The 18109-nt window shown below is 68.8% G+C and carries 18 protein-coding genes and 1 pseudogene; 8 read left to right on the top strand and 11 right to left on the bottom strand.

From position 1 onward, the window contains the following. Positions 1–13: 13 nt before the first annotated feature. The 4 genes and pseudogenes from D3H54_RS11745 to ctaC form a co-directional block, all read right to left on the bottom strand. The gene (locus tag D3H54_RS11745; protein ID WP_149379184.1) at positions 14–706 is read right to left on the bottom strand and encodes a DUF2561 family protein; all 693 of its coding nucleotides are present in this window, start codon (positions 704–706) and stop codon (positions 14–16) included. Next, on the bottom strand, positions 706–1533 hold the full coding sequence (locus tag D3H54_RS11740) for an MmpS family transport accessory protein (protein WP_149379183.1): 828 nt from the start codon (positions 1531–1533) through the stop codon (positions 706–708). Before D3H54_RS11740 ends, D3H54_RS11745 begins: the two co-directional genes overlap by 1 nt. Before the next feature lie 172 nt (positions 1534–1705). Continuing rightward, the gene (locus tag D3H54_RS11735; RefSeq protein WP_149379182.1) at positions 1706–2125 is read right to left on the bottom strand and encodes a cytochrome c oxidase subunit 4; all 420 of its coding nucleotides are present in this window, start codon (positions 2123–2125) and stop codon (positions 1706–1708) included. A 10-nt stretch (positions 2126–2135) separates the two neighbouring features. Continuing rightward, positions 2136–3220: pseudogene (ctaC, locus tag D3H54_RS11730) on the bottom strand (aa3-type cytochrome oxidase subunit II). A 108-nt stretch (positions 3221–3328) separates the two neighbouring features. On the opposite strand from ctaC, the gene asnB reads away from it, so the two are divergent. Further along, entirely contained in the window at positions 3329–5260 is a 1932-nt protein-coding gene (gene asnB / locus D3H54_RS11725) for an asparagine synthase (glutamine-hydrolyzing) (protein ID WP_149379181.1), read from the top strand. A 48-nt stretch (positions 5261–5308) separates the two neighbouring features. On the opposite strand, the gene D3H54_RS11720 is transcribed toward asnB, so the two are convergent. Next, a complete protein-coding gene (locus D3H54_RS11720) occupies positions 5309–6283 on the bottom strand; it encodes a carbohydrate kinase family protein (protein ID WP_149379180.1) in 975 nt (324 codons plus the stop codon). 145 nt (positions 6284–6428) lie between these two features. Between D3H54_RS11720 and D3H54_RS11715 the strand changes: the two genes are divergently transcribed. Next, positions 6429–7070 carry an Rv0361 family membrane protein gene (locus D3H54_RS11715; RefSeq protein WP_149379179.1) on the top strand — a complete coding sequence of 214 codons (642 nt, stop codon included), beginning with the start codon at positions 6429–6431 and terminating at the stop codon, positions 7068–7070. 28 nt (positions 7071–7098) lie between these two features. Here the strand turns inward: D3H54_RS11715 and D3H54_RS11710 are convergent, their stop codons facing one another. Next, positions 7099–7464 (bottom strand): HesB/IscA family protein, encoded by a 366-nt coding sequence (locus D3H54_RS11710; protein WP_036344645.1) that lies wholly within the window; start codon positions 7462–7464, stop codon positions 7099–7101. A 105-nt stretch (positions 7465–7569) separates the two neighbouring features. Next, a complete protein-coding gene (locus tag D3H54_RS11705; protein WP_149379178.1) occupies positions 7570–8625 on the bottom strand; it encodes a glycerate kinase family protein in 1056 nt (351 codons plus the stop codon). A 23-nt stretch (positions 8626–8648) separates the two neighbouring features. Here D3H54_RS11705 and D3H54_RS11700 point away from each other — a divergent pair, with 23 nt between their 5' ends. From D3H54_RS11700 to D3H54_RS11680, 5 genes are read left to right on the top strand one after another with little or no spacing between them, the layout of a single operon-like run. Continuing rightward, complete coding sequence (locus D3H54_RS11700) at positions 8649–9302, top strand: DUF3043 domain-containing protein (RefSeq protein WP_210419678.1); 654 nt, start codon at positions 8649–8651, stop codon at positions 9300–9302. Positions 9303–9315: 13 nt separating this feature from the next. Next, positions 9316–9843: a bifunctional adenosylcobinamide kinase/adenosylcobinamide-phosphate guanylyltransferase gene (locus tag D3H54_RS11695; protein ID WP_149383483.1), complete on the top strand. Its 528-nt coding sequence runs from the start codon at positions 9316–9318 to the stop codon at positions 9841–9843. Then, the gene (cobT, locus tag D3H54_RS11690; RefSeq protein ID WP_149379176.1) at positions 9843–10892 is read left to right on the top strand and encodes a nicotinate-nucleotide--dimethylbenzimidazole phosphoribosyltransferase; all 1050 of its coding nucleotides are present in this window, start codon (positions 9843–9845) and stop codon (positions 10890–10892) included. The genes D3H54_RS11695 and cobT overlap by 1 nt, the downstream gene beginning before the upstream one ends. Before the next feature lie 2 nt (positions 10893–10894). Then, on the top strand, positions 10895–11644 hold the full coding sequence (locus D3H54_RS11685) for an adenosylcobinamide-GDP ribazoletransferase (RefSeq protein ID WP_149379175.1): 750 nt from the start codon (positions 10895–10897) through the stop codon (positions 11642–11644). Then, the gene (locus D3H54_RS11680) at positions 11634–12077 is read left to right on the top strand and encodes a pyridoxamine 5'-phosphate oxidase family protein (protein WP_149379174.1); all 444 of its coding nucleotides are present in this window, start codon (positions 11634–11636) and stop codon (positions 12075–12077) included. Before D3H54_RS11685 ends, D3H54_RS11680 begins: the two co-directional genes overlap by 11 nt. Here the strand turns inward: D3H54_RS11680 and D3H54_RS11675 are convergent. Next, the gene (locus D3H54_RS11675; RefSeq protein WP_149379173.1) at positions 12074–13180 is read right to left on the bottom strand and encodes a branched-chain amino acid aminotransferase; all 1107 of its coding nucleotides are present in this window, start codon (positions 13178–13180) and stop codon (positions 12074–12076) included. The genes D3H54_RS11680 and D3H54_RS11675 overlap by 4 nt on opposite strands. Before the next feature lie 23 nt (positions 13181–13203). Continuing rightward, positions 13204–14307: a glycine cleavage system aminomethyltransferase GcvT gene (gene gcvT / locus D3H54_RS11670; RefSeq protein WP_210419677.1), complete on the bottom strand. Its 1104-nt coding sequence runs from the start codon at positions 14305–14307 to the stop codon at positions 13204–13206. Between the two features lie 40 nt (positions 14308–14347). Between gcvT and D3H54_RS11665 the strand changes: the two genes are divergently transcribed. After that, complete coding sequence (locus D3H54_RS11665; RefSeq protein WP_149379172.1) at positions 14348–15871, top strand: leucyl aminopeptidase; 1524 nt, start codon at positions 14348–14350, stop codon at positions 15869–15871. Positions 15872–15881: 10 nt separating this feature from the next. Here D3H54_RS11665 and D3H54_RS11660 read toward each other — a convergent pair whose 3' ends face one another. Beyond that, positions 15882–17630, bottom strand: coding sequence for an SDR family oxidoreductase (locus D3H54_RS11660; RefSeq protein WP_149379171.1), 1749 nt, complete (start codon positions 17628–17630; stop codon positions 15882–15884). Further along, entirely contained in the window at positions 17630–17965 is a 336-nt protein-coding gene (locus D3H54_RS11655) for an oxidoreductase (protein WP_149379170.1), read from the bottom strand. Before D3H54_RS11655 ends, D3H54_RS11660 begins: the two co-directional genes overlap by 1 nt. Between the last annotated feature and the right edge of the window lie 144 nt (positions 17966–18109).

The raw sequence follows: 18109 nt of genomic DNA, 5'->3' as shown, positions 1-18109 counted from the left end.
ACGCACGCCAAAATCAGGCCGGCACGGCCTCTTCCACCGCGCCGTGCAGCTGACGCAGGTAGGTCACCGGGATCGCAGGCATTGCAATGGTGATGACCCCGGCAAGGCCGAGGGCCACCCATGCCGCGGTGTCATTGTCCACTGCCATCAGGTACGTCGCGGTCGACACCCCGACCAGCGCCAAGCCGATCGCTCCGGCCAGCATGACCGTGCAGCGCAACCACAACCGGTCCAACTCGGTGGCCGGGATCAGAGGATCGGCCCGCCGCGACGCCGACGACTGGGCGAAATCCGGCTGGTACCGCTCGTAGGGATCCACGGTCGAGCCGAATACCTTCAGCTTCTCCGTGGGCGCCTCGGTGCCGCGTGCCGGGGCGGCCGGCGCCGACGTCGGTCGTGGCGGCGCAGCCGTGGCCGGTTGCGGCGTCAGGTGCGAATCGTTCAGCGCGGTGCGCCGGGCCCGAATCAGCAGCGGGATCGCACCGACAATGATCACCGCGGACACGATGATGATGCTGTACAGCAGCCAGGGGGTGTCTGAGCCGCCGGCATTCGCGGAATGACCGCGGCTCATGTCGACCAGCGCGACGATCGCGATCACCGTCACCGCGAGCAGCACCAGCCAGATCGCACCGCATACGCCGACCAGCAGCCGGTCCACGGTTTCCGGTGAGCGGCGGTCTTCTGTGTCTATATCTGTAGTCATCAGCAACTCGTCTGCGCGGCGTTGTTCTGGTTCGACGACAGCACCACGCCGTCACTGGTGGTGATCGAGCAGTTCAGCCGGCTCACCAGGAACAGGCTGGAGGCCTGCACCGAGCCGACGTCGGACTGCGAGATCGGTGTCACCGTCAGCGACCACGGAATGTAGACGTTGCGCTGGGTGCGCTGCCGGCCCGAGGCGTCGACGTAGGTCACCGAGATGATGTCGCCGGGCGCCTTGGTGCCGGTCACCGTGTAGGTGACCTGACGCGGTCCGGGCGGCGGCGTCGACGTGGTGGCCGGGGCCGGCGGAGCTGTCGTTGTGGTCACGGGCGGTGGTGCCTCCGTCGTCGCTGGCGGGGGTGGTGGTGGCGGGGGTGGCGGCGGCGGTTCCGATGTCACCGTCACCGTCTCTGGGGGTGGTGGGGGCGGCGGCTCCGTGGTGGTCGGCGGGGGCGGCGGAGGTGGCGGCGGCGTGGTGGTGGTGATCTCGTCCTGGACCGGCGGCGGCTTGACGGTCGTCGTCGCCGGAGTCGCCAGCTTGTTGGTGTCGGTGCTGGTCACCAACAACGAGACCGACACCACCAAGGCGATGGCAGCGACGATGGCGGTGACCCCGACGACCCACGGCCACCTCGGCGGCTGCGGCTCCTCGATGTACTCGGTACCCGCCTCGTAGCTGTCGTAGTCGTACAGCGCGGGATCCGGTGCGATGAATGGGCCGGCGGTGTACTGCTCGGACTCGGGCGCAGAATAGGCCTCAAAGCCTGTACCTGTGGGTGTCTCACCCCGGTCGCCCGACTCCTCATCCGGCGGATTCGGCCCGCTCATGCTCGCCTGTCCTCTTTCGACTACATCACCGCGGCACGCGGGCCAAGGATTGACACACAGCGCGCCGACGGCTCCCGTTGCCCTGGCAAAACCCTACCCAACCGCCGGGCCGGATACGACGCAGCGCGCCTGGAGAGCCAAGTGATGTCTCGATTGTGACCTTCGCGCCGGCTCAGTGCTTCTCGGGGCCGACGTAGTACTCGAACACGAGACCGCACACGGCGGCCATCACGAAGACCACACCGGCCGCGATCAACCAGGGCAGCCACAACGCGGCGCCGACGGCGGCGGTCGAGAAGGCCAGCGCGATCAGGATCGGCCACCAGCTGTGCGGGGCGTAGAAGCCCAACTCCCCTGCGCCGTCGCTGATTTCGGCGTCCTCGTAGTCCTCGGGGCGGGTATCGAGGCGGCGCGCCACGAACCTGAAGAAGGTTCCGGTGATCAGCGACAAGCCGGCGGTGAGCACCAGCGCGGTGGTGCCCGCCCACTCGATGCCGCCGTACTGGAAGACCGCGGTCAGCGCGCCGTAGACCACAGCGGCGAGGACGAAGAACGCGGTCAGGATTTCGAAGAGCCTGGCTTCAATGTGCATCTGCTGTCCCCTACTTGCTCGCCTGCGGGATCACTTGCTGGCCCCGACGAGTGTCGAAGGGGTGCGTGGTGGTCGCCAACGGTGGCTGGTTGATCGACTGCAGCGCCTCGGCGTTGGTCTTGCCCGCGATGCGTTGCTGCAGGTAGGCCTTGAAGTCGTTAGGCGAGACCACCCTGACCTCGAAGTTCATCATCGAGTGGTACGTGCCGCACATTTCGGCGCAGCGCCCGACGAACGCTCCGGTCTCGGTGATCTCCGAGATCTGGAACTTGTTCTCGGTGTGGTTGGCTTCCGGGTTCGGGAAGACGTCGCGCTTGAACAGGAACTCCGGCACCCAGAACGAGTGGATGACGTCGGCGGAAGCGATCTGGAACTCGATCCGCTTGCCGGCCGGCAGCACGAGCACCGGGATCTCGTTGCTGGTGCCCTCGGTCTCGACCTTGTCGAAGTTCAGGTAGGTGCGGTCCTGCGGGTTGAGGCCGCGCACCGCGCCGACCCGCCCTCCTCGCCGTGCTCGTCGACACCCTCGGGCTTGGAGACCATTGCGGCCTTGCGGGCCGCGTCGGCGCCCTCGTAGTCGAGCGTGCCGTCCTTGAAGTCGACCTTCTGGTAACCGAACTTCCAGTTCCACTGGAAGGCGGTGACGTCGATGACGACCTCGGGGTTGGGATCGCGGTGCATCATCTTTTCCTGCACCACCACGGTGAAGTAGAAGAGCACCGAGATGATCAGGAACGGGATGACCGTGAGCGCGAGCTCCAGGGGCATGTTGTAGCCGAACTGGCGCGGCAGCGGCGCGTCGTCGGGGGTGCCCTTCTTCTTGCGATGGAAGGCCATCGCCCAGAAGGTCAGAGCCCACACGATGATGCCGACGACGAACGCGCTGATGACCGACCAGACCCAGAGGTCGCGGTTGGTGTGCGCCTCCGGGGTGATGCCCTTGGGCCAGCCCAGACCGAACACTTCTTGCCAGCTGCACCCGCTGAGGGTCAGCGCCAGCGCACCAAAGGTGACGGCTAGCGCCAGCACCCGGAATCGGGAACCGCGGGTCTTCACGTTGGCGCCTCCTGTATCGGGGACTGCTGGGGCCCACACCGCATTTTCGTCGTCGCGGGAACTTTCCGCGCATCGAATACTACGCAGCGTAGACCACACCCGAACACCCAGCCCGACACATCCGCCAGTTACGGCATACTGGGCCCGGTGTGTGGACTGCTTGCCCTGGTTACGGACCCTGCAAGCCCCGTCACCGAACCCATCGTCGAGGCGGTGGCGGGCGCGTCGCACCTGATGCGCCACCGGGGTCCCGACGAACCGGGCACCTGGTCTGACGCTTCCGTGGTGCTGGGATTCAACCGGCTGTCGATCATCGATATCGCCCACTCCCATCAGCCGTTGCGCTGGGGTCCGCCGGACGAGCCCGACCGCTACGTTTTGGTGTTCAACGGCGAGATCTACAACTACCTCGAGCTGCGTGAGGCGCTGAGTTCCGAATTCGGCGCCGTCTTCGCCACCGACGGTGACGGCGAGGCGATCGTCGCGGCGTATCACCACTGGGGCACCGAGGCCCTCGGCCGGCTTCGCGGCATGTTCGCGTTCGCGCTGTGGGACACCAAGAACCGCGAGCTGTTCTGCGCCCGCGATCCCTTCGGCATCAAGCCGCTGTTCATGGCGACGGGGTCGGCGGGTACCGCGGTCGCCAGTGAGAAGAAGTGTCTGCTCGGGCTGGCCGCCGAGATCGGGTTCGACGAGGGCCTGGACGTTCGCGCTGTCCAGCACTACACGGTGTTGCAGTACGTCCCCGAACCCGAGACGCTGCACCGCGGGGTGCGACGGCTCGAGTCGGGCTGTTACGCGGTCATCCGCCCGGGCGAGCAGCCGCGGATGAGCCGCTACTTCGTGCCGCGATTCACCGCCTCCGCGTTCACGGCAGGCAGTGAGCAGGCCCGCTACGACGAGATCACCGCGGTCCTGGAGGACTCGGTGGCCAAGCACATGCGCGCCGACGTGACGGTCGGCGCGTTCCTCTCCGGCGGTATCGACTCGACGGCGATCGCCGCACTGGCCATCCGGCACAACCCGCGCCTGATCACCTTCACCACCGGCTTCGAGCGCGAAGGCTTCTCCGAGGTCGACGTCGCGGTGGCATCGGCCGAGGCGATCGGCGCGCGGCACGTGGCCAAGGTGGTCAGCCAGGCCGAGTTCGTGGCCGCGCTGCCCGAAATCGTCTGGTATCTCGACGAACCCGTGGCCGACCCGGCCCTGGTGCCGTTGTTCTTCATCGCCCGCGAGGCGCGCAAGCACGTCAAGGTGGTGCTGAGCGGCGAGGGCGCCGACGAACTGTTCGGCGGCTACACGATCTACCGGGAACCGTTGTCGCTCAAGCCTTTCGACTATCTCCCCCGGCCGGTCCGCAAGTCACTGGGCCGGGCGTCGAAGCCGCTGCCGGACGGTATGCGCGGCAAGAGCCTGCTGCACCGCGGCTCGCTGACGCTGGAAGAGCGTTATTACGGCAACGCCCGCAGCTTCTCCGACGAGCAACTGCGCGCGGTGCTGCCCGGCTTCCGCCCGGACTGGACGCACACCGACGTCACCGCGCCCATCTACGCCGAGTCGCACGCCTGGGATCCGGTCGCGCGCATGCAGCACATCGATCTGTTCACCTGGCTACGCGGCGACATCCTGGTGAAAGCCGACAAGATGACGATGGCGAACTCGCTGGAACTGCGGGTGCCGTTCCTGGACCCCGAGGTGTTCGCGGTCGCCTCCCGGCTGCCGTTCGACCAGAAGATCACCCGCACCACCACCAAGTACGCGCTGCGCCGCGCGCTGGAGCCGGTCGTGCCCGCGCATGTGCTCAACCGCGCCAAACTCGGTTTCCCGGTGCCGATCCGGCATTGGCTGCGATCCGGCGAGTTGATGGACTGGGCCTACGGAATGATCGAGGCCTCGCAGGCCGGCCATCTCGTGGACCGCACCGCCGTCCGCGCCATGCTCGACGCGCACCGCGCCGGCGAGGGCGATCACAGCCGGCGGCTGTGGACGGTGCTGATCTTCATGCTGTGGCACGCGATCTTCGTCGAGCGCAGCGTGGTGCCGGTGATCGGCGAACCGCACTACCCGGTGCAGCTCTAGGCCGGTGCAGCTCTAGGCTCGGCGGGCAGGAGCGAAGCGACCCGGGGATCAGCCCAGCGCAGCGGCAATCTCTTCGGCGGCCTCGGCGCCGTAGGCGTCCTTGATCCGCGCGATCCCGGCGGCCTTGTCCCAGGTCCACTCCTGCGGACCCGGCGCTTCCAGGACCAGGGTGGCGACCAGCGAGGCCAGCTGCGCGGCGCGCTCCAGGCTCAAGCCGGCACCGCGGCCGGTCAGGAATCCGGCGCGGAAGGCGTCGCCGATACCGGTCGGGTCTTCCTTCTGCGTCTCGGGCAGCACGTCGACATGGATGAAGGTCCCGTCGCGGCCGACGAGGTCGACGCCGTTTTCGCCGAGTGTGGTGACGCGCAGCTGAATCTGGTTCATCACCTCGGCTTCGGACCAGCCGGACTTCTGCAGCAGCAGATCCCACTCGTAGTCGTTGGTGAACAGATAGGTGGCGCCGTCGATGAGCCTGCGGATCTCGTCACCGGAGAGCCGCGCCAACTGCTGGCTGGGGTCGGCGGCGAACGGCAGACCCAGCGCGCGGCACTCTTCGGTGTGCAGGAACATCGCTTCCGGATCGTTGGCGCCGATGATCACCAATTCCGGTGCGCCGCTTCGCTCTACGAGGTCGGCGAGCTTGATGTCGCGGGCCTCCGACATTGCGCCCGGGTAGAACGACGCGATCTGGGCCATGTCCTCGTCGGTGGTGCAGACGAACCGGGCGGTGTAGGCGGTCTTCGAGACCAGCACGCCCGTGGTGTCCACGCCGTGGGCTTCCAACCACTGGCGGTACTCGTCGAAGTCCGAGCCGACGGCACCCACCAGCGTCGGGTTGCCGCCCAGCAGGCCCATCGCGTAGGCCATGTTGCCCGCGACACCGCCGCGATGCACCACCAGGTCGTCGACCAGGAAGCTCAGCGAGACCTTCTGCAGATGCTCGGCGAGAAGTTGTTCGGAGAACCGCCCGGGAAACCGCATCAGGTGGTCGGTGGCAATGGATCCGGTCACCGCGATCGTCACGAAGCGCCGCCCTTCATTCGCTAGTGGGACTAGCACGTGCACGTGCGCTAGCCTGCGTACAAGAGCCGACTATATGGCCCAGCATCGGCCCCGCCGCGGCGGGTGCTTGAAGTTTTGGCCTCCACCGACCGCAGGAGACTTATCGATGGCTGGCCCGATTCCGCCGCATCAGCAGGCCGGGGCCGAGGGCGAGCCGTACCCGGAGCAGCCGTTCGGCCCGCCCGGCGCAATCCCGCCGGTGCCCTATCCCGGCGTCTACCCCGGTGCCCTGCCGCCGCCGGTGGCCTACCCGCCGGCGCCGCGCAAGCGCCGTACCGCGCTGTGGCTGGGCGTGCTGACTGTGGTTGTCGTGGCCGCCGTCGTGGCCGCGGTCCTGACGATCCGCACCGGGGAATCCACCACGTCCGCGGGCGGGTTCACCGAGGCGATGGCCAAGTCCTCGATCTCGAACTACCTGACCGCTCTGTCCAAGGGCGACACCGAAACCATCGCGCGCAACAACCTGTGCGGCATGTACGACGGGGTGAAGGACCGCAAATCCGACCTGGCCCTGGCCAAGCTGGCCAGCGACGCCTTTCGCAGGCAGTTCGCCGGCGCCGAGGTGACCTCGATCGATTCGATCGTGCCGTGGTCGTCGTATCAGGCTCAGGTGTTGTTCACCATGAAGGTGGCGTCGTCCGGAAGCCGCGGCAGCCGCGGCGAGGAGCAGGGCGTGGCGCAGCTGCTTCGCCAGGGCAATCAGCTGCTGGTGTGCTCGTACCTACTGCGAACGGCCGCCCAGTTCTGAAACTGGACGGCCGTCGGCGGAAGTTTGGTCAGTTGAACGAATCGCCGCAGGCGCAGGATCCGGTGGCGTTCGGGTTGTCGATCGTGAAGCCCTGCTTCTCGATGGTGTCGACGAAGTCGATGGTCGCGCCCTGGATGTACGGGGCACTCATCCGGTCGACGGTCAGATTGACGCCGCCGAACTCGCTGACCAGGTCACCGTCGAGGGTGCGGTCGTCGAAGAACAGGTTGTAGCGCAGGCCTGCGCAGCCGCCGGGCTGAACGGCGATCCGCAGCGCCAGGTCGTCGCGGCCTTCCTGGTCCAACAGCGACTTGGCCTTGGCGGCCGCGGCGTCGGTGAGGATCGCGCCGTGGGTTTCGGTCGTGGTCTCGGTCGACTGATCGGAAACAGTCATTGCGTCTCCCTAAAAGCAGTGTGTCTCGGAGGGCTCCCGGAGGTTTTGCCCACTGGGTCAACGGTACCTTGTCCGGGCGCTATTCCCGAGTCGATGGCCCCGTGCTCAGCCGACCAGGCCGGCGGCGGTCTGGCGGGCGAGGCCGGTGAGCTGAGCGGCGGCGTCGTCGATCGCGACCTGCACCGACCCGGCGTAGTCGGCGATCGCGTGCGCTGCGGTGATGCCCGCCGCACCCAGCGCCGCCGGCGCCAACGTGACCTGTCCGGCCAGGACGATCACCGGGATACCGCGGGCCACGGCGCCGCCGGCGAGTGCGCTGACCACCTTGCCGTGCAGCGATTGGTCGTCGAAGCGTCCTTCCCCGGTGACGATCACCTCGGCGGTCGCAACGTCCTCGGCCAGCCGGGTGTGCTCGGCGATGACGGCCGCTCCGGATTCGCGGCGCGCGCCCAGGGCCAGCAGCGCGGCTCCCAGTCCCCCGGCCGCGCCCGCGCCGGGCAGCGGGCTGATCGCCTTTCCCGCCAGTGCGTCGAGCGTGTCGGCCCATGCCGTCATCCGCTGCTCGAGGATCTCGACGGTGTCCGGATCAGCGCCTTTTTGGGGGCCGAAGACCCGCGCCGCACCCATCGGCCCCAACAGCGGATGCTCCACGTCGGTGGCGGCGATCAGATCGACGTGCGCGAGCTTGGCCTTGGCCTGCTGCGGTCCGCCGAGCGCCTCGATCATCCCGCGGCCGCCATCGGTGCAGCAGCTGCCGCCCAGGCCCACGATGATCGTCTCGGCGCCGGCCTGCAGCGCGGCGTCGATCAGCTGGCCGACGCCGCGGCTGTGGGCGGCGACCGCACTGTCCGGGGTGGGCGGTCCGGGAAGCAGCGTGAGGCCGCAGGCCTGGGCGCATTCGATGTAGGCGGCCGACGCGGCGTGATCGTCGACCCATTCGGCGTCGACGTCCTCATCCAGCGGCCCCGACACCCGGGTGTGACGCACCTCGCCGAGCCTTCCGGCCAGCACACCGACGAAGCCGGGACCGCCGTCGGATTGGGGCGCCAGGACGAGTTCGTCGGAGGGTCTGGCCGCACGCCAGCCGGCGGCGATGGACTGGGCGGCTTCGACGGCGGTCAGGCTGTCGCCGTAGCAGTCCGGCGCGATCAGCACCCGCATTCGTGCAGGGTAACCTGACAGGCGTGAAGCTGCTGGGCCGCAAGAACGACGAAGGTGCCGCCAAGGCCGAACAGGTCGAGGTCGACGAGGCTGCCGCCGTTGCCGGCACCACCGCACCCAAGGGCAAACCGACCCCGAAACGCAGTGCCACGGCGAAGCGCCGCGGACCGGTCGCCCCCGCACCGATGACCTCCGCCGAGGCGCGCAAGCGCCGCAAGGAGATGCGCGCCACCCTCACCAAAGAGGAGCGCCGCGCCGAGAAGGATCAGCGCCGCACGGCGATGAACGACCGGCGTGAGCGGATGATGTCCGGCGACGAGGCGTACCTGCTGCCCCGCGACAAGGGGCCGGTGCGCCGCTATGCGCGCGACATCGTCGACGCCCGCCGCAATGTGCTCGGGCTGTTCATGCCGTCGGCACTGGGCCTGATCTTCGTGATGCTGGCGGTTCCGCAGGTCCAGTTGTTCATCTCCCCCGCCATGCTGGTCTTGATGGCGGTCATGGCGATCGACGGAATCCTGTTGGGCCGCAAGGTCAAGAAGGCCGTCGACGCCAAGTTCCCGGACAACGAGGAAGGCGCCTTCAAGCTCGGGATGTACGCCGCGGGCCGGGCCTCCCAGATCCGCCGCATGCGCGCGCCGCGACCGCAGGTCGAGCGCGGCGCCAAGGTTGTCTGAGTCCCGCCAGGCGGTGCGCACTCTGGTGCTCGGCGGAATCAGGTCGGGCAAGTCGCGCTGGGCCGAGACGGCGCTGGTCGACGAATCCGTGGTGCGCTACGTCGCCACCGGAGTGACCGTCGACTCCGATCCGTCCTGGGCGCGCCGAGTGGCCGTTCACCGCGAGCGTCGGCCCGAGTCCTGGCACACCGTCGAAACCGCCGATGTGGCAACTGTTTTGCGCGACGATCCGGCTACGGCGACCCTGGTCGACGATCTGGGCAGCTGGCTCACGGCCACGCTCGATCGCCGGGGCTGGGACGGCGGATCGGTGACATCCGATGTCGACGAGCTGGTCGGCGCCGTCGAGACGTTCACCGGGCCACTGGCATTGGTCAGCCCCGAGGTGGGGTTGACCGTGGTGGCGGCGACGGCGTCTGGCAGGCGTTTCACAGACGAACTCGGCACACTCAACCAACGACTCGCCCTGTGCTGTGAACAGGTGGTCCTGGTGGTTGCGGGGTTGCCGGTCTGGGTCAAACCGACGAAAGCGTTGAGCTGATGGATTTCCCTGCGGTCTCCCCGCCAGATTCCCGAGCCGCCGCGGCGGCCAAGTGCCGCCAGGACATCCTCACCAAACCGACCGGTGCGCTCGGGCGGCTTGAGGACCTGTCGGTCTGGGTGTCCGCCTGCCAAGGATCCTGTCCACCAAGGCAATTCGAACGAGCCCGAGTTGTGGTGTTCGCCGGCGACCACGGCGTCGCACGGACCGGGGTGTCGGCGTACCCGCCGGAGGTCACCGCGCAGATGGTGGCCAACATCGATGCCGGCGGCGCGGCGATCAACGTGCTGTCCGGCGTGGCGGGCGCGTCGGTGCGGGTGGTCGACATCGCGGTGGACTGCGAGCAGCCGCTGACCGACGAGATCGGCACGCACAAGGTCCGCCGCTCCAGCGGCAACATCGCGGTCGAGGATGCGCTGAGCGCCGACGAGGTGGTGGCCGCGCTGGAGGCGGGACGCCGACTGGCCGATGACGAGGTGGACGCCGGCGCCGACTTGCTGATCGCGGGCGACATGGGCATCGGGAACACCACGGCCGCAACGGCATTGATTGCCACGCTGACCGACACCGAGCCGGTGGCGGTGGTGGGCCGCGGCACCGGTATCGACGATGCGGCGTGGGCTCGCAAAGTCGCGGCGGTCCGCGACGCGATGTTCCGCGCCCGCCAGTTTCGGCCGGACCCGGTCGGGCTGCTGCGCACCTGCGGTGGCGCGGACCTGGCGGCGATGGCCGGTTTCTGCGCGCAGGCCGCGGTGCGACGCACCCCGGTGCTGCTCGACGGCGTCGTGGTGACGGCGGCAGCCCTGGTCGCCGACCGGATGGCTCCCGGCGCACGGGCCTGGTGGCAGGCGGGACACCGGTCGACGGAGCCCGCGCACACGTTGGCGCTGGCCCACCTGGAGTTGGCGCCGATCATCGACCTCGGCTTGCGCCTCGGTGAGGGCACCGGTGCGGCGGTGGCCCTGCCGGTGCTGCGGGCGGCCGTCGCGACTCTGGCCTCGATGGCCACCTTTGAGGATGCCGGCGTCTCCGATCGCGCCGCGGACTGATCGTGTTCCGCTCGCTGGCAACGGCTTTCGCGTTCGGGACGGTGGTGCCGGTTCCGCTGCGGGGAAGTACGTTCGGCCGGTCGACGATGACAGCGCTGCCGGTGGTCGGAGCGGTGTTGGGCGCGGGGGCCGCCGCGGTCCTGTGGGCCGGTGACTGGGCGTTCGGCACACACCATGCGCTGCCCGGGCTACTCACCGTCGCCGCGCTGCTGCTCATCACGCGCGGCCTGCACATCGACGGGCTCTCCGACACCGTGGACGCGCTGGGCTGTTACGGACCGCCCGAGCGCGCGCTGCAGGTGATGCGCGACGGCACCGCCGGGCCGTTCGGGGTCGCGGCGGTCGTCGTAGTCGTGGCCGCCCAGGCACTCGGGTTCGCCGCGACCCCGTCGGGCTGGATGGGCGCGCTCGCGGTCGTGACTGCGGTGGTCACCGGACGGGTGGCCGCGGTGCTGGCCTGTCGGCGTGGCGTGCCCGCGGCGAGCGGCAGCTCGCTGGGCGGACAGGTCGCAGGCACTCAGCCGCTGGTTATCGCGCTCACCTGGGCAATTCTGGCCGCTGCACTTGCCACCGTGGCGACGCCCCGACTCTGGCAGGGTCCGGTGGTCGTGCTGGCGGCGTTGGCGGCCTCGATTGCGCTGACGACGCACTGCGTGCGCCGATTCGGTGGTATCACCGGAGATGTGCTTGGTGCGACGATCGAACTGACGACGACGCTGGTGATCCTCGGATTGGTCATCCATGCTGGGTGAGCTCGACGATCGGCAGATCGAGGAGATACTGCACGCCGAAGTGATCGCACGGCTCGGCTGCATCGCTGACGGGCAGGTGTACGTCGTTCCTGTCACCTACGTCTATGACGGGACCTACGTCTACGGCCACTCCATGGACGGCGCCAAGCTGCTCGCGATGCGCACCCATCCCCAGGTCTGCGTAGAGGTCGAGCAGGTGGACGACTTGTCGAACTGGCGCAGCGTCATCGCGTGGGGAGTCTTCGAGGAGTGCGAAGGGGCGGAGTGGGACGCCGGCATGGCCCTGCTCGTCGCGCGGATCATGCCGCTGCTGACCTTGCCCGAGGGGCAGCCTCCGCCCGACCACGCGAGTCTGCGCCGAGGCTCGGTGTATCGGATCAGGTTGGGCACCAAGACCGGTCGATTCGAGCGAGTAGAAGCCCCGCCGGCCTAGCTGAGCCGGGCCATCCAGCCGTGCGTGTCGGCGAAGGTTCCGCGCTGGATGCCGGTGAGGGTGTCCCGCAACGCCATCGTCACCTCGCCCGGCTGTCCGTCGGCGATGGTGAACTCGCCGTCACCGAACTTGACGTGCGAAACCGGGGTGATCACCGCGGCGGTGCCGCAGGCGAACACTTCGGTGATCTCCCCCGCGGCCACACCCTTGCGCCACTCCTCGACGTCGATCTTGCGTTCCTCGACGGCAAAACCGGCGTCGCTGGCCAGTTGCAGCAGCGAATCGCGCGTGATGCCCGGCAGCAGTGAGCCGGACAGTTCCGGGGTGACCAGCCGGGCCGAACCGCCGCTGCCGAAGACGAAGAACAGGTTCATCCCGCCCATCTCTTCGATGAAGCGGCGTTCGATGGCGTCGAGCCAGACGACCTGATCGCAGCCGTGCTCGGCGGCCTCGGCCTGCGCCAGCAGCGAGGCGGCGTAGTTGCCGCCGAACTTCGCCGCGCCGGTGCCGCCCGGGCTGGCCCGCACGTATTCGGTGGACAGCCAGACGCTGACCGGCTTGATCCCGCCCTTGAAGTAGGCGCCGGCCGGTGAGGCGATCACGAGGTAGCGGTATTCGGAGGCCGGCCGCACACCCAGGCCCGGCTCGGTGGCGATCACGAAGGGCCGCAGATACAGCGACGCCTCGCCACCGGCGGGCGGCACCCACTGGTTGTCGACGGCGATCAGCTGACGCAGCGATTCGACGAAGAGTTCCTCGGGCAGCTCGGGGATGGCGAGCCGGCGAGCCGAGGCGCGCAGCCGCCCGGCGTTGGCTTCCGGACGGAACGACACGATCGAGCCGTCGGCCCACCGGTAGGCCTTGAGTCCTTCGAAGATTTCCTGCGCGTAGTGCAGGACGATGGCCGACGGGTCCAGTTCGATCGGGCCGTACGGCACGACGCGGGCGTCGTGCCAACCCAGTTCGTCGGTGTAGAGCCCCGACACCATGTGGTCGGTGTGGAATCGCCCGAAGCCCGGATCGGCCAGAATCTGAGCCCGTACCTCGTCGGTCGCCGGATTCGCGTTGCGCTCAACCGTGAACTCGAGGGGGCCGTTGGTCATAGCTGAAATTGTAGACCGCGCCGCTAGCGAGTTTTGACCTCGACGAACGGCGGCTTGACCACCTCGCACTCGAGCGGGCGGCCGCGCACGTCGACGGTGACCAGCGCGCCGTCGTCGATCCCGGCGTCGGTGTCGATGAGGGCAAGGGCGATACCGACTTTCAGCGACGGCGAGAACGTGCCCGACGTCGTGACACCCACCGGCAGTGCGCCGTTGAGCACCGTCAGGTCCGGGCGCAGCACGCCGCGGCCGGTGGCGCGCAGGCCGCGGAGCAGCCGGCGCGGGCCGGCCTCCTTCTCGGCCAGCAGGGCGTCGCGGCCGAAGAACGCCTCCTTCTTCCAGCCGATCGCCCAGCCGCAGCGGGCCTGCAGCGGCGAAATGTCCAGGGACAGCTCGTGACCGTGCAGCGGGTAGCCCATCTCGGTACGCAGGGTGTCGCGGGCGCCCAGCCCGGCGAGCTGCCCGCCCGCACCCTGCACCTCGGCCACCAGCGCCTCGAACACCACGGGGGCGGAGTCCCACGGCGGCAACAGCTCGTAACCGTGCTCCCCGGTGTATCCGGTGCGGCAGACCCGTACCGGCACACCGGAGTACGTGGCGTCGGCGTAACCCATGTAGTCCATGTCGGTGGGCAGGCCCAGCGCGGCGAGCACGTCGGCGGACCGCGGGCCCTGAACGGCCAGCACGGCATACGAGCGGTGCTGATCGGTGATCGAAATGCCCTCTGGCGCAGCCGCTTGCAGTGCCGCGACGACAGCAGCGGTGTTGGCGGCGTTGGGCACCAGGAAGATCTCGTCGTCGCTGACGTAGTAGGCGATCAGGTCGTCGATCACCCCGCCCTCGGGGGTGCAGCACAGGGTGTACTGGGCCTTGCCGGGACCGATCCGGCGCAGGTCGTTGGTCAGCGTGGAGTTGATGAACTCCGCCGCACCCGGGCCGACCACCAGAGCTTTGCCCAGGTGGCTGACGTCGAAGAGGCCGACTGCCTCGCGGGTGGCGGTGTGCTCGCCGACCGTGCCGGCGTAGGACACCGGCATCAGCCAGCCGCCGAACGGCGCGAAGGTGGCGCCCAGTTCGCGGTGCTGACTGTCGAGCGGCCCGTACAGGAGTTCCGATGTGTCGGTCACGGCCAACAACACTAGTGCCCCGCGTCTACTGTGAATGCTCGTGAGCACCGAACCTGGATACGCTGCCCCCACCGTCACCGTCGCGACCTCGCTGCCCAAGCGCGCGCAGTCGGCGGTGCTGATCGTCCCCGTCGTCTCCGGCTCGGGAGGGGACGGCGGCGACGGCTCCCCCACCGTCGTCGGCGGACCGTTTCTGGACGCCGAGGCGATCGGTGAGATCGGAGTGGTCCTGCGCGCGCTGGGCGCCAAGGGCGGCGCCGAGCAGGTCACCCGCCTGCACGTGCCATCCCTCGCGGTCGGCAGTGTGCTGGCCGTCGGGCTCGGCGCCCCGCGCGACGAGTGGCCGGCCGACGTCATCCGGCGCGCGGCCGGGGTGGCCGCCCGCTCGCTGTCCGGGGTCGAGACCGTCATCACCACGCTGACCGAGCTGGACCTGGAGGCCGCGATCGAGGGCCTGATCCTGGGCGGCTACCGCTTCACCGAGTTCCGCAGCGCCAAGACCGCGCCGAAGGAACCGGCGATCGGCAAGATCATCGCGCTGAGCACCGCGGCGGGCGCCAAGAAGGACGCCGCCCGGGCCACCGCGATCGCCACCGCGGTGGCCACTGCACGCGATTTCGTGAACACCCCGCCCAGCCACCTGTTCCCCGGCGAATTCGCCAAGCGGGCAGAGGCTTTGGGTGAAGCCGCCGGATTGAAGGTCGAGGTGCTCGACGAGAAGGCGCTCGCCAAGGCCGGTTACGGCGGCATCATCGGGGTCGGCAAGGGATCGTCGCGCCCGCCGCGGCTGGTCCGGCTGGCATATCGCGGCGCCAAGGGCAAGCACGGCAAGACTGTCGCGCTGGTGGGCAAGGGCGTCACTTTCGACACCGGCGGCATCTCGATCAAGCCGGCCGCGTCGATGCACCATATGACCTCCGACATGGGTGGCGCCGCGGCGGTGATCGCCACGGTCGTGCTGGCCGCCAAGCAGGGGCTGCCGATCGACGTGATCGCGACCGTGCCGATGGCCGAGAACATGCCGTCGTCCACCGCGCAGCGCCCCGGTGACGTGCTGACCCAGTACGGCGGTATCACCGTCGAGGTGCTCAACACCGACGCCGAGGGCCGGCTGATCTTGGCCGACGCGATCGTGCGGGCCTGCGAGGACGAACCCGACTACCTGATCGAGACCTCCACGCTGACTGGCGCGCAGACCGTCGCGTTGGGTGCGCGCACGCCGGGTGTGATGGGCAGCGACGAGTTCCGCGACCGGGTGGCCCGGATCTCGCAGGCCGAAGGCGAGAACGCGTGGCCGATGCCGCTGCCCGAGGAATTGAAGGACGACCTCAAGTCGACTGTCGCCGATCTGGCGAATGTCAGCTCGCAGCGCTTCGCCGGCATGCTGGTCGCCGGGGTGTACCTGCGGGAGTTCGTCGCCGACGGCGTGCAGTGGGCGCACATCGACATCGCCGGGCCGGCGTACAACACCTCCGGCCCGTGGGGTTACACCGGCAAGGGTGGCACCGGGGTGCCGACCCGGACGATGTTCGCCGTCCTGGAGGACATCTCACAACACGGTTAGACGCGAACGGCTAGACCACGCCGGCGCGGGCGATGCTGCGCATCCCCTGCGGCAGCACCTTCGACGTCCCGTAGAGCAGGTATGCCTCGGGGGTGACCGGGCGGATCGGCTTGTCCTTCTTGACCGCGGAGACGATGGCCTTGGCCACCTTGTCCGGGCCGTAACCCCGCCGGTCGAACATGTTCTCCAGCTGGGCGCGCCGGGTCGCGACGGCGGCCCGCTTGCCCGAGGGCGCGATCATCTCGGTGGCCGACACGATGTTGGTGTTGATGATGCCCGGGCAGATCGTGGTCAATCCGATTCCAGCGCCAGCCAATTCGGCACGCAGGCAGTCGGAGAACATGTACACCGCCGCCTTGGATGTGCAGTAGGCGTTGAGGCCTTTCAGCGGTGAGTAGGCCGCCATCGATGCCACGTTGACGATGTGGCCGCCGGTGCCGCGCTCGACGAGCCGGCGGGCGAAGGCGCGGCAGCCGTTGACCACGCCGCCGAGGTTGACGTCCAGCACGCGGTCGAATTGCTCTGCGGGAGTGTCCAAGAAGGCGCCGGCCACCCCGATGCCGGCATTGTTGACGACGATGTCGGGCACCCCGTGGGCGGCGCACACCTCGTCGGCGAACCGCTCGACGGCATCGGCGTCGGAGACGTCGAGCACGTAGGGATGCGCGATCGCGCCGAGTGCGCCGATCTTGGCCGCGGTGTCCTTGAGGCCGGCCTCGTCGATATCGCTGATGACCAACTCGGCGCCGTCCCGGGCGAAGGCCAGCGCAGTCTCGCGGCCGATCCCGCTGCCGGCCCCGGTGACCGAGACCAGGGTGTCGCCGAAGTCCTTCTTCGGCCGGCCGGCCTGGGCCCGCAACAGTGCGCGGGCGGCCGGCTTGCCGTCCAGGTGCTCGGCCAGTTCGGTGACCGCGGCGGCGAGCACCTGCGGATGGGTGAACGGCGACCAGTGCTTGGCGCGCAGGTCGCGGCGCCACAGCCGAGGCACCCACCGAGCGGTGTCGTCGTAGACGTGGGGCAGCACGAAAGGATCGTCGAGGTTGACGATCAGCTGCACGGGGATGTCGACGTAGAAATCGAGCGGACGGTGGATCAGCGCGGGCAGAGCGTTGGCCCGGTAGATCTTTGTGCCCCTGGCGGCGTCGTCGGCGAACGTCCCGCCGTGGTGCACGAGGTCCTTCGGAATGCCGCGGGTGAGTCCGGCCCGCATGACTCCGGAGCCCAGCCGCATGGCTGCGGGCGCCAGTACCGGAACCGACAGCGCGGCCGTGTAGGTGACGTGGAGCAGCTGAGAGAGCGCGCGCAGGAACAACTTTGGCCGGTACGGCTTCTTCAGCCCGTCGCGCACGAAGCGAATGAGGTGGTGCAGACTCGGCCCCGACACGGAGGTGAACGACGCCACCCGGTCACCGGCACCGGCCCGGCCGAGGTACTCCCACATGCCGACCGAGCCCCAGTCGTGGCCGAGCACGTGCACGGGTTGGCCGGGACTGAGCTCGGCGACGACAGCATCGAAGTCGTCGGCGAAGTTGGCCATCGTGTACTTCGAGAATGATTTCGGTCCCGAGGACGCTCCGGCGGCGCGGCTGTCGTAGCGGATCACGCGGAACTTGTCGGCCAGGAGCGGCACGACCGCGTCCCACACCACGTGCGAGTCGGGGTAGCCGTGGACCAGCACGACGGTCGGGCCGTCGGGATTGCCTTCCTCGTAGACCGCCAGGCGGGTCCCATCGGTGCTGTCGACATAGCGCATGGTCATCACGCCTCCAGGTCTCGTTGGCGGCGGCGTTCGATCCGCCGCCGAGCGTCATAGTCGCGCATCCGCTGGGGATACCCGACTTTCTGCACGTCATAGACAGGAATCCCGAGTTCTTCACCGAGTCGGCGGGCACCGGCCGCGCCGTCGGCCGGGCGACGGGTCCATTCACCGTCGGTGGCCACGAGCACGACGGTCATCGGGGTCACGCTGGTCTCGGGCTCGACGTAGGCCTCCACCCCGGTGCGCTGCGCAGCCCATTCGTACAAGTGCCGCCGGTCGGCGGCGAGCCCGGATTCAGCCCGGCGTGTAGCCCGGAACCTGTCGAACAGCCCCAACTCCGATGCACTCCTTCCGGCGGTCCTTCCCTTCGATGGTGCCAGAGAAATCACACGTCGCCCTGAGTGCGTGCGGGTGGCTCGGCAATGACAGGATGGGTACACGACGCTGTGGTATGCCAGAAGTCCGACCCGCACGACTGA

The sequence above is a fragment of the Mycobacterium sp. ELW1 genome (genome assembly GCF_008329905.1).
Classification (GTDB): domain Bacteria; phylum Actinomycetota; class Actinomycetes; order Mycobacteriales; family Mycobacteriaceae; genus Mycobacterium.
Note: the sequence above shows the minus strand (reverse complement) of the source record. Positions and strands in the feature narration are given on the sequence as shown.

Coding starts and splice junctions, on each gene's coding strand:
- D3H54_RS11745 (WP_149379184.1), bottom strand. CDS start 706: ATGACTACAGATATAGACACAGAAGACCGCCGCTCACCGGAAACCGTG.
- D3H54_RS11740 (WP_149379183.1), bottom strand. CDS start 1,533: ATGAGCGGGCCGAATCCGCCGGATGAGGAGTCGGGCGACCGGGGTGAG.
- D3H54_RS11735 (WP_149379182.1), bottom strand. CDS start 2,125: ATGCACATTGAAGCCAGGCTCTTCGAAATCCTGACCGCGTTCTTCGTC.
- D3H54_RS11715 (WP_149379179.1), top strand. CDS start 6,429: ATGGCTGGCCCGATTCCGCCGCATCAGCAGGCCGGGGCCGAGGGCGAG.
- D3H54_RS11710 (WP_036344645.1), bottom strand. CDS start 7,464: ATGACTGTTTCCGATCAGTCGACCGAGACCACGACCGAAACCCACGGC.
- D3H54_RS11705 (WP_149379178.1), bottom strand. CDS start 8,625: ATGCGGGTGCTGATCGCGCCGGACTGCTACGGCGACAGCCTGACCGCC.
- cobT (WP_149379176.1), top strand. CDS start 9,843: ATGGATTTCCCTGCGGTCTCCCCGCCAGATTCCCGAGCCGCCGCGGCG.
- D3H54_RS11680 (WP_149379174.1), top strand. CDS start 11,634: ATGCTGGGTGAGCTCGACGATCGGCAGATCGAGGAGATACTGCACGCC.
- D3H54_RS11675 (WP_149379173.1), bottom strand. CDS start 13,180: ATGACCAACGGCCCCCTCGAGTTCACGGTTGAGCGCAACGCGAATCCG.
- D3H54_RS11660 (WP_149379171.1), bottom strand. CDS start 17,630: ATGACCATGCGCTATGTCGACAGCACCGATGGGACCCGCCTGGCGGTC.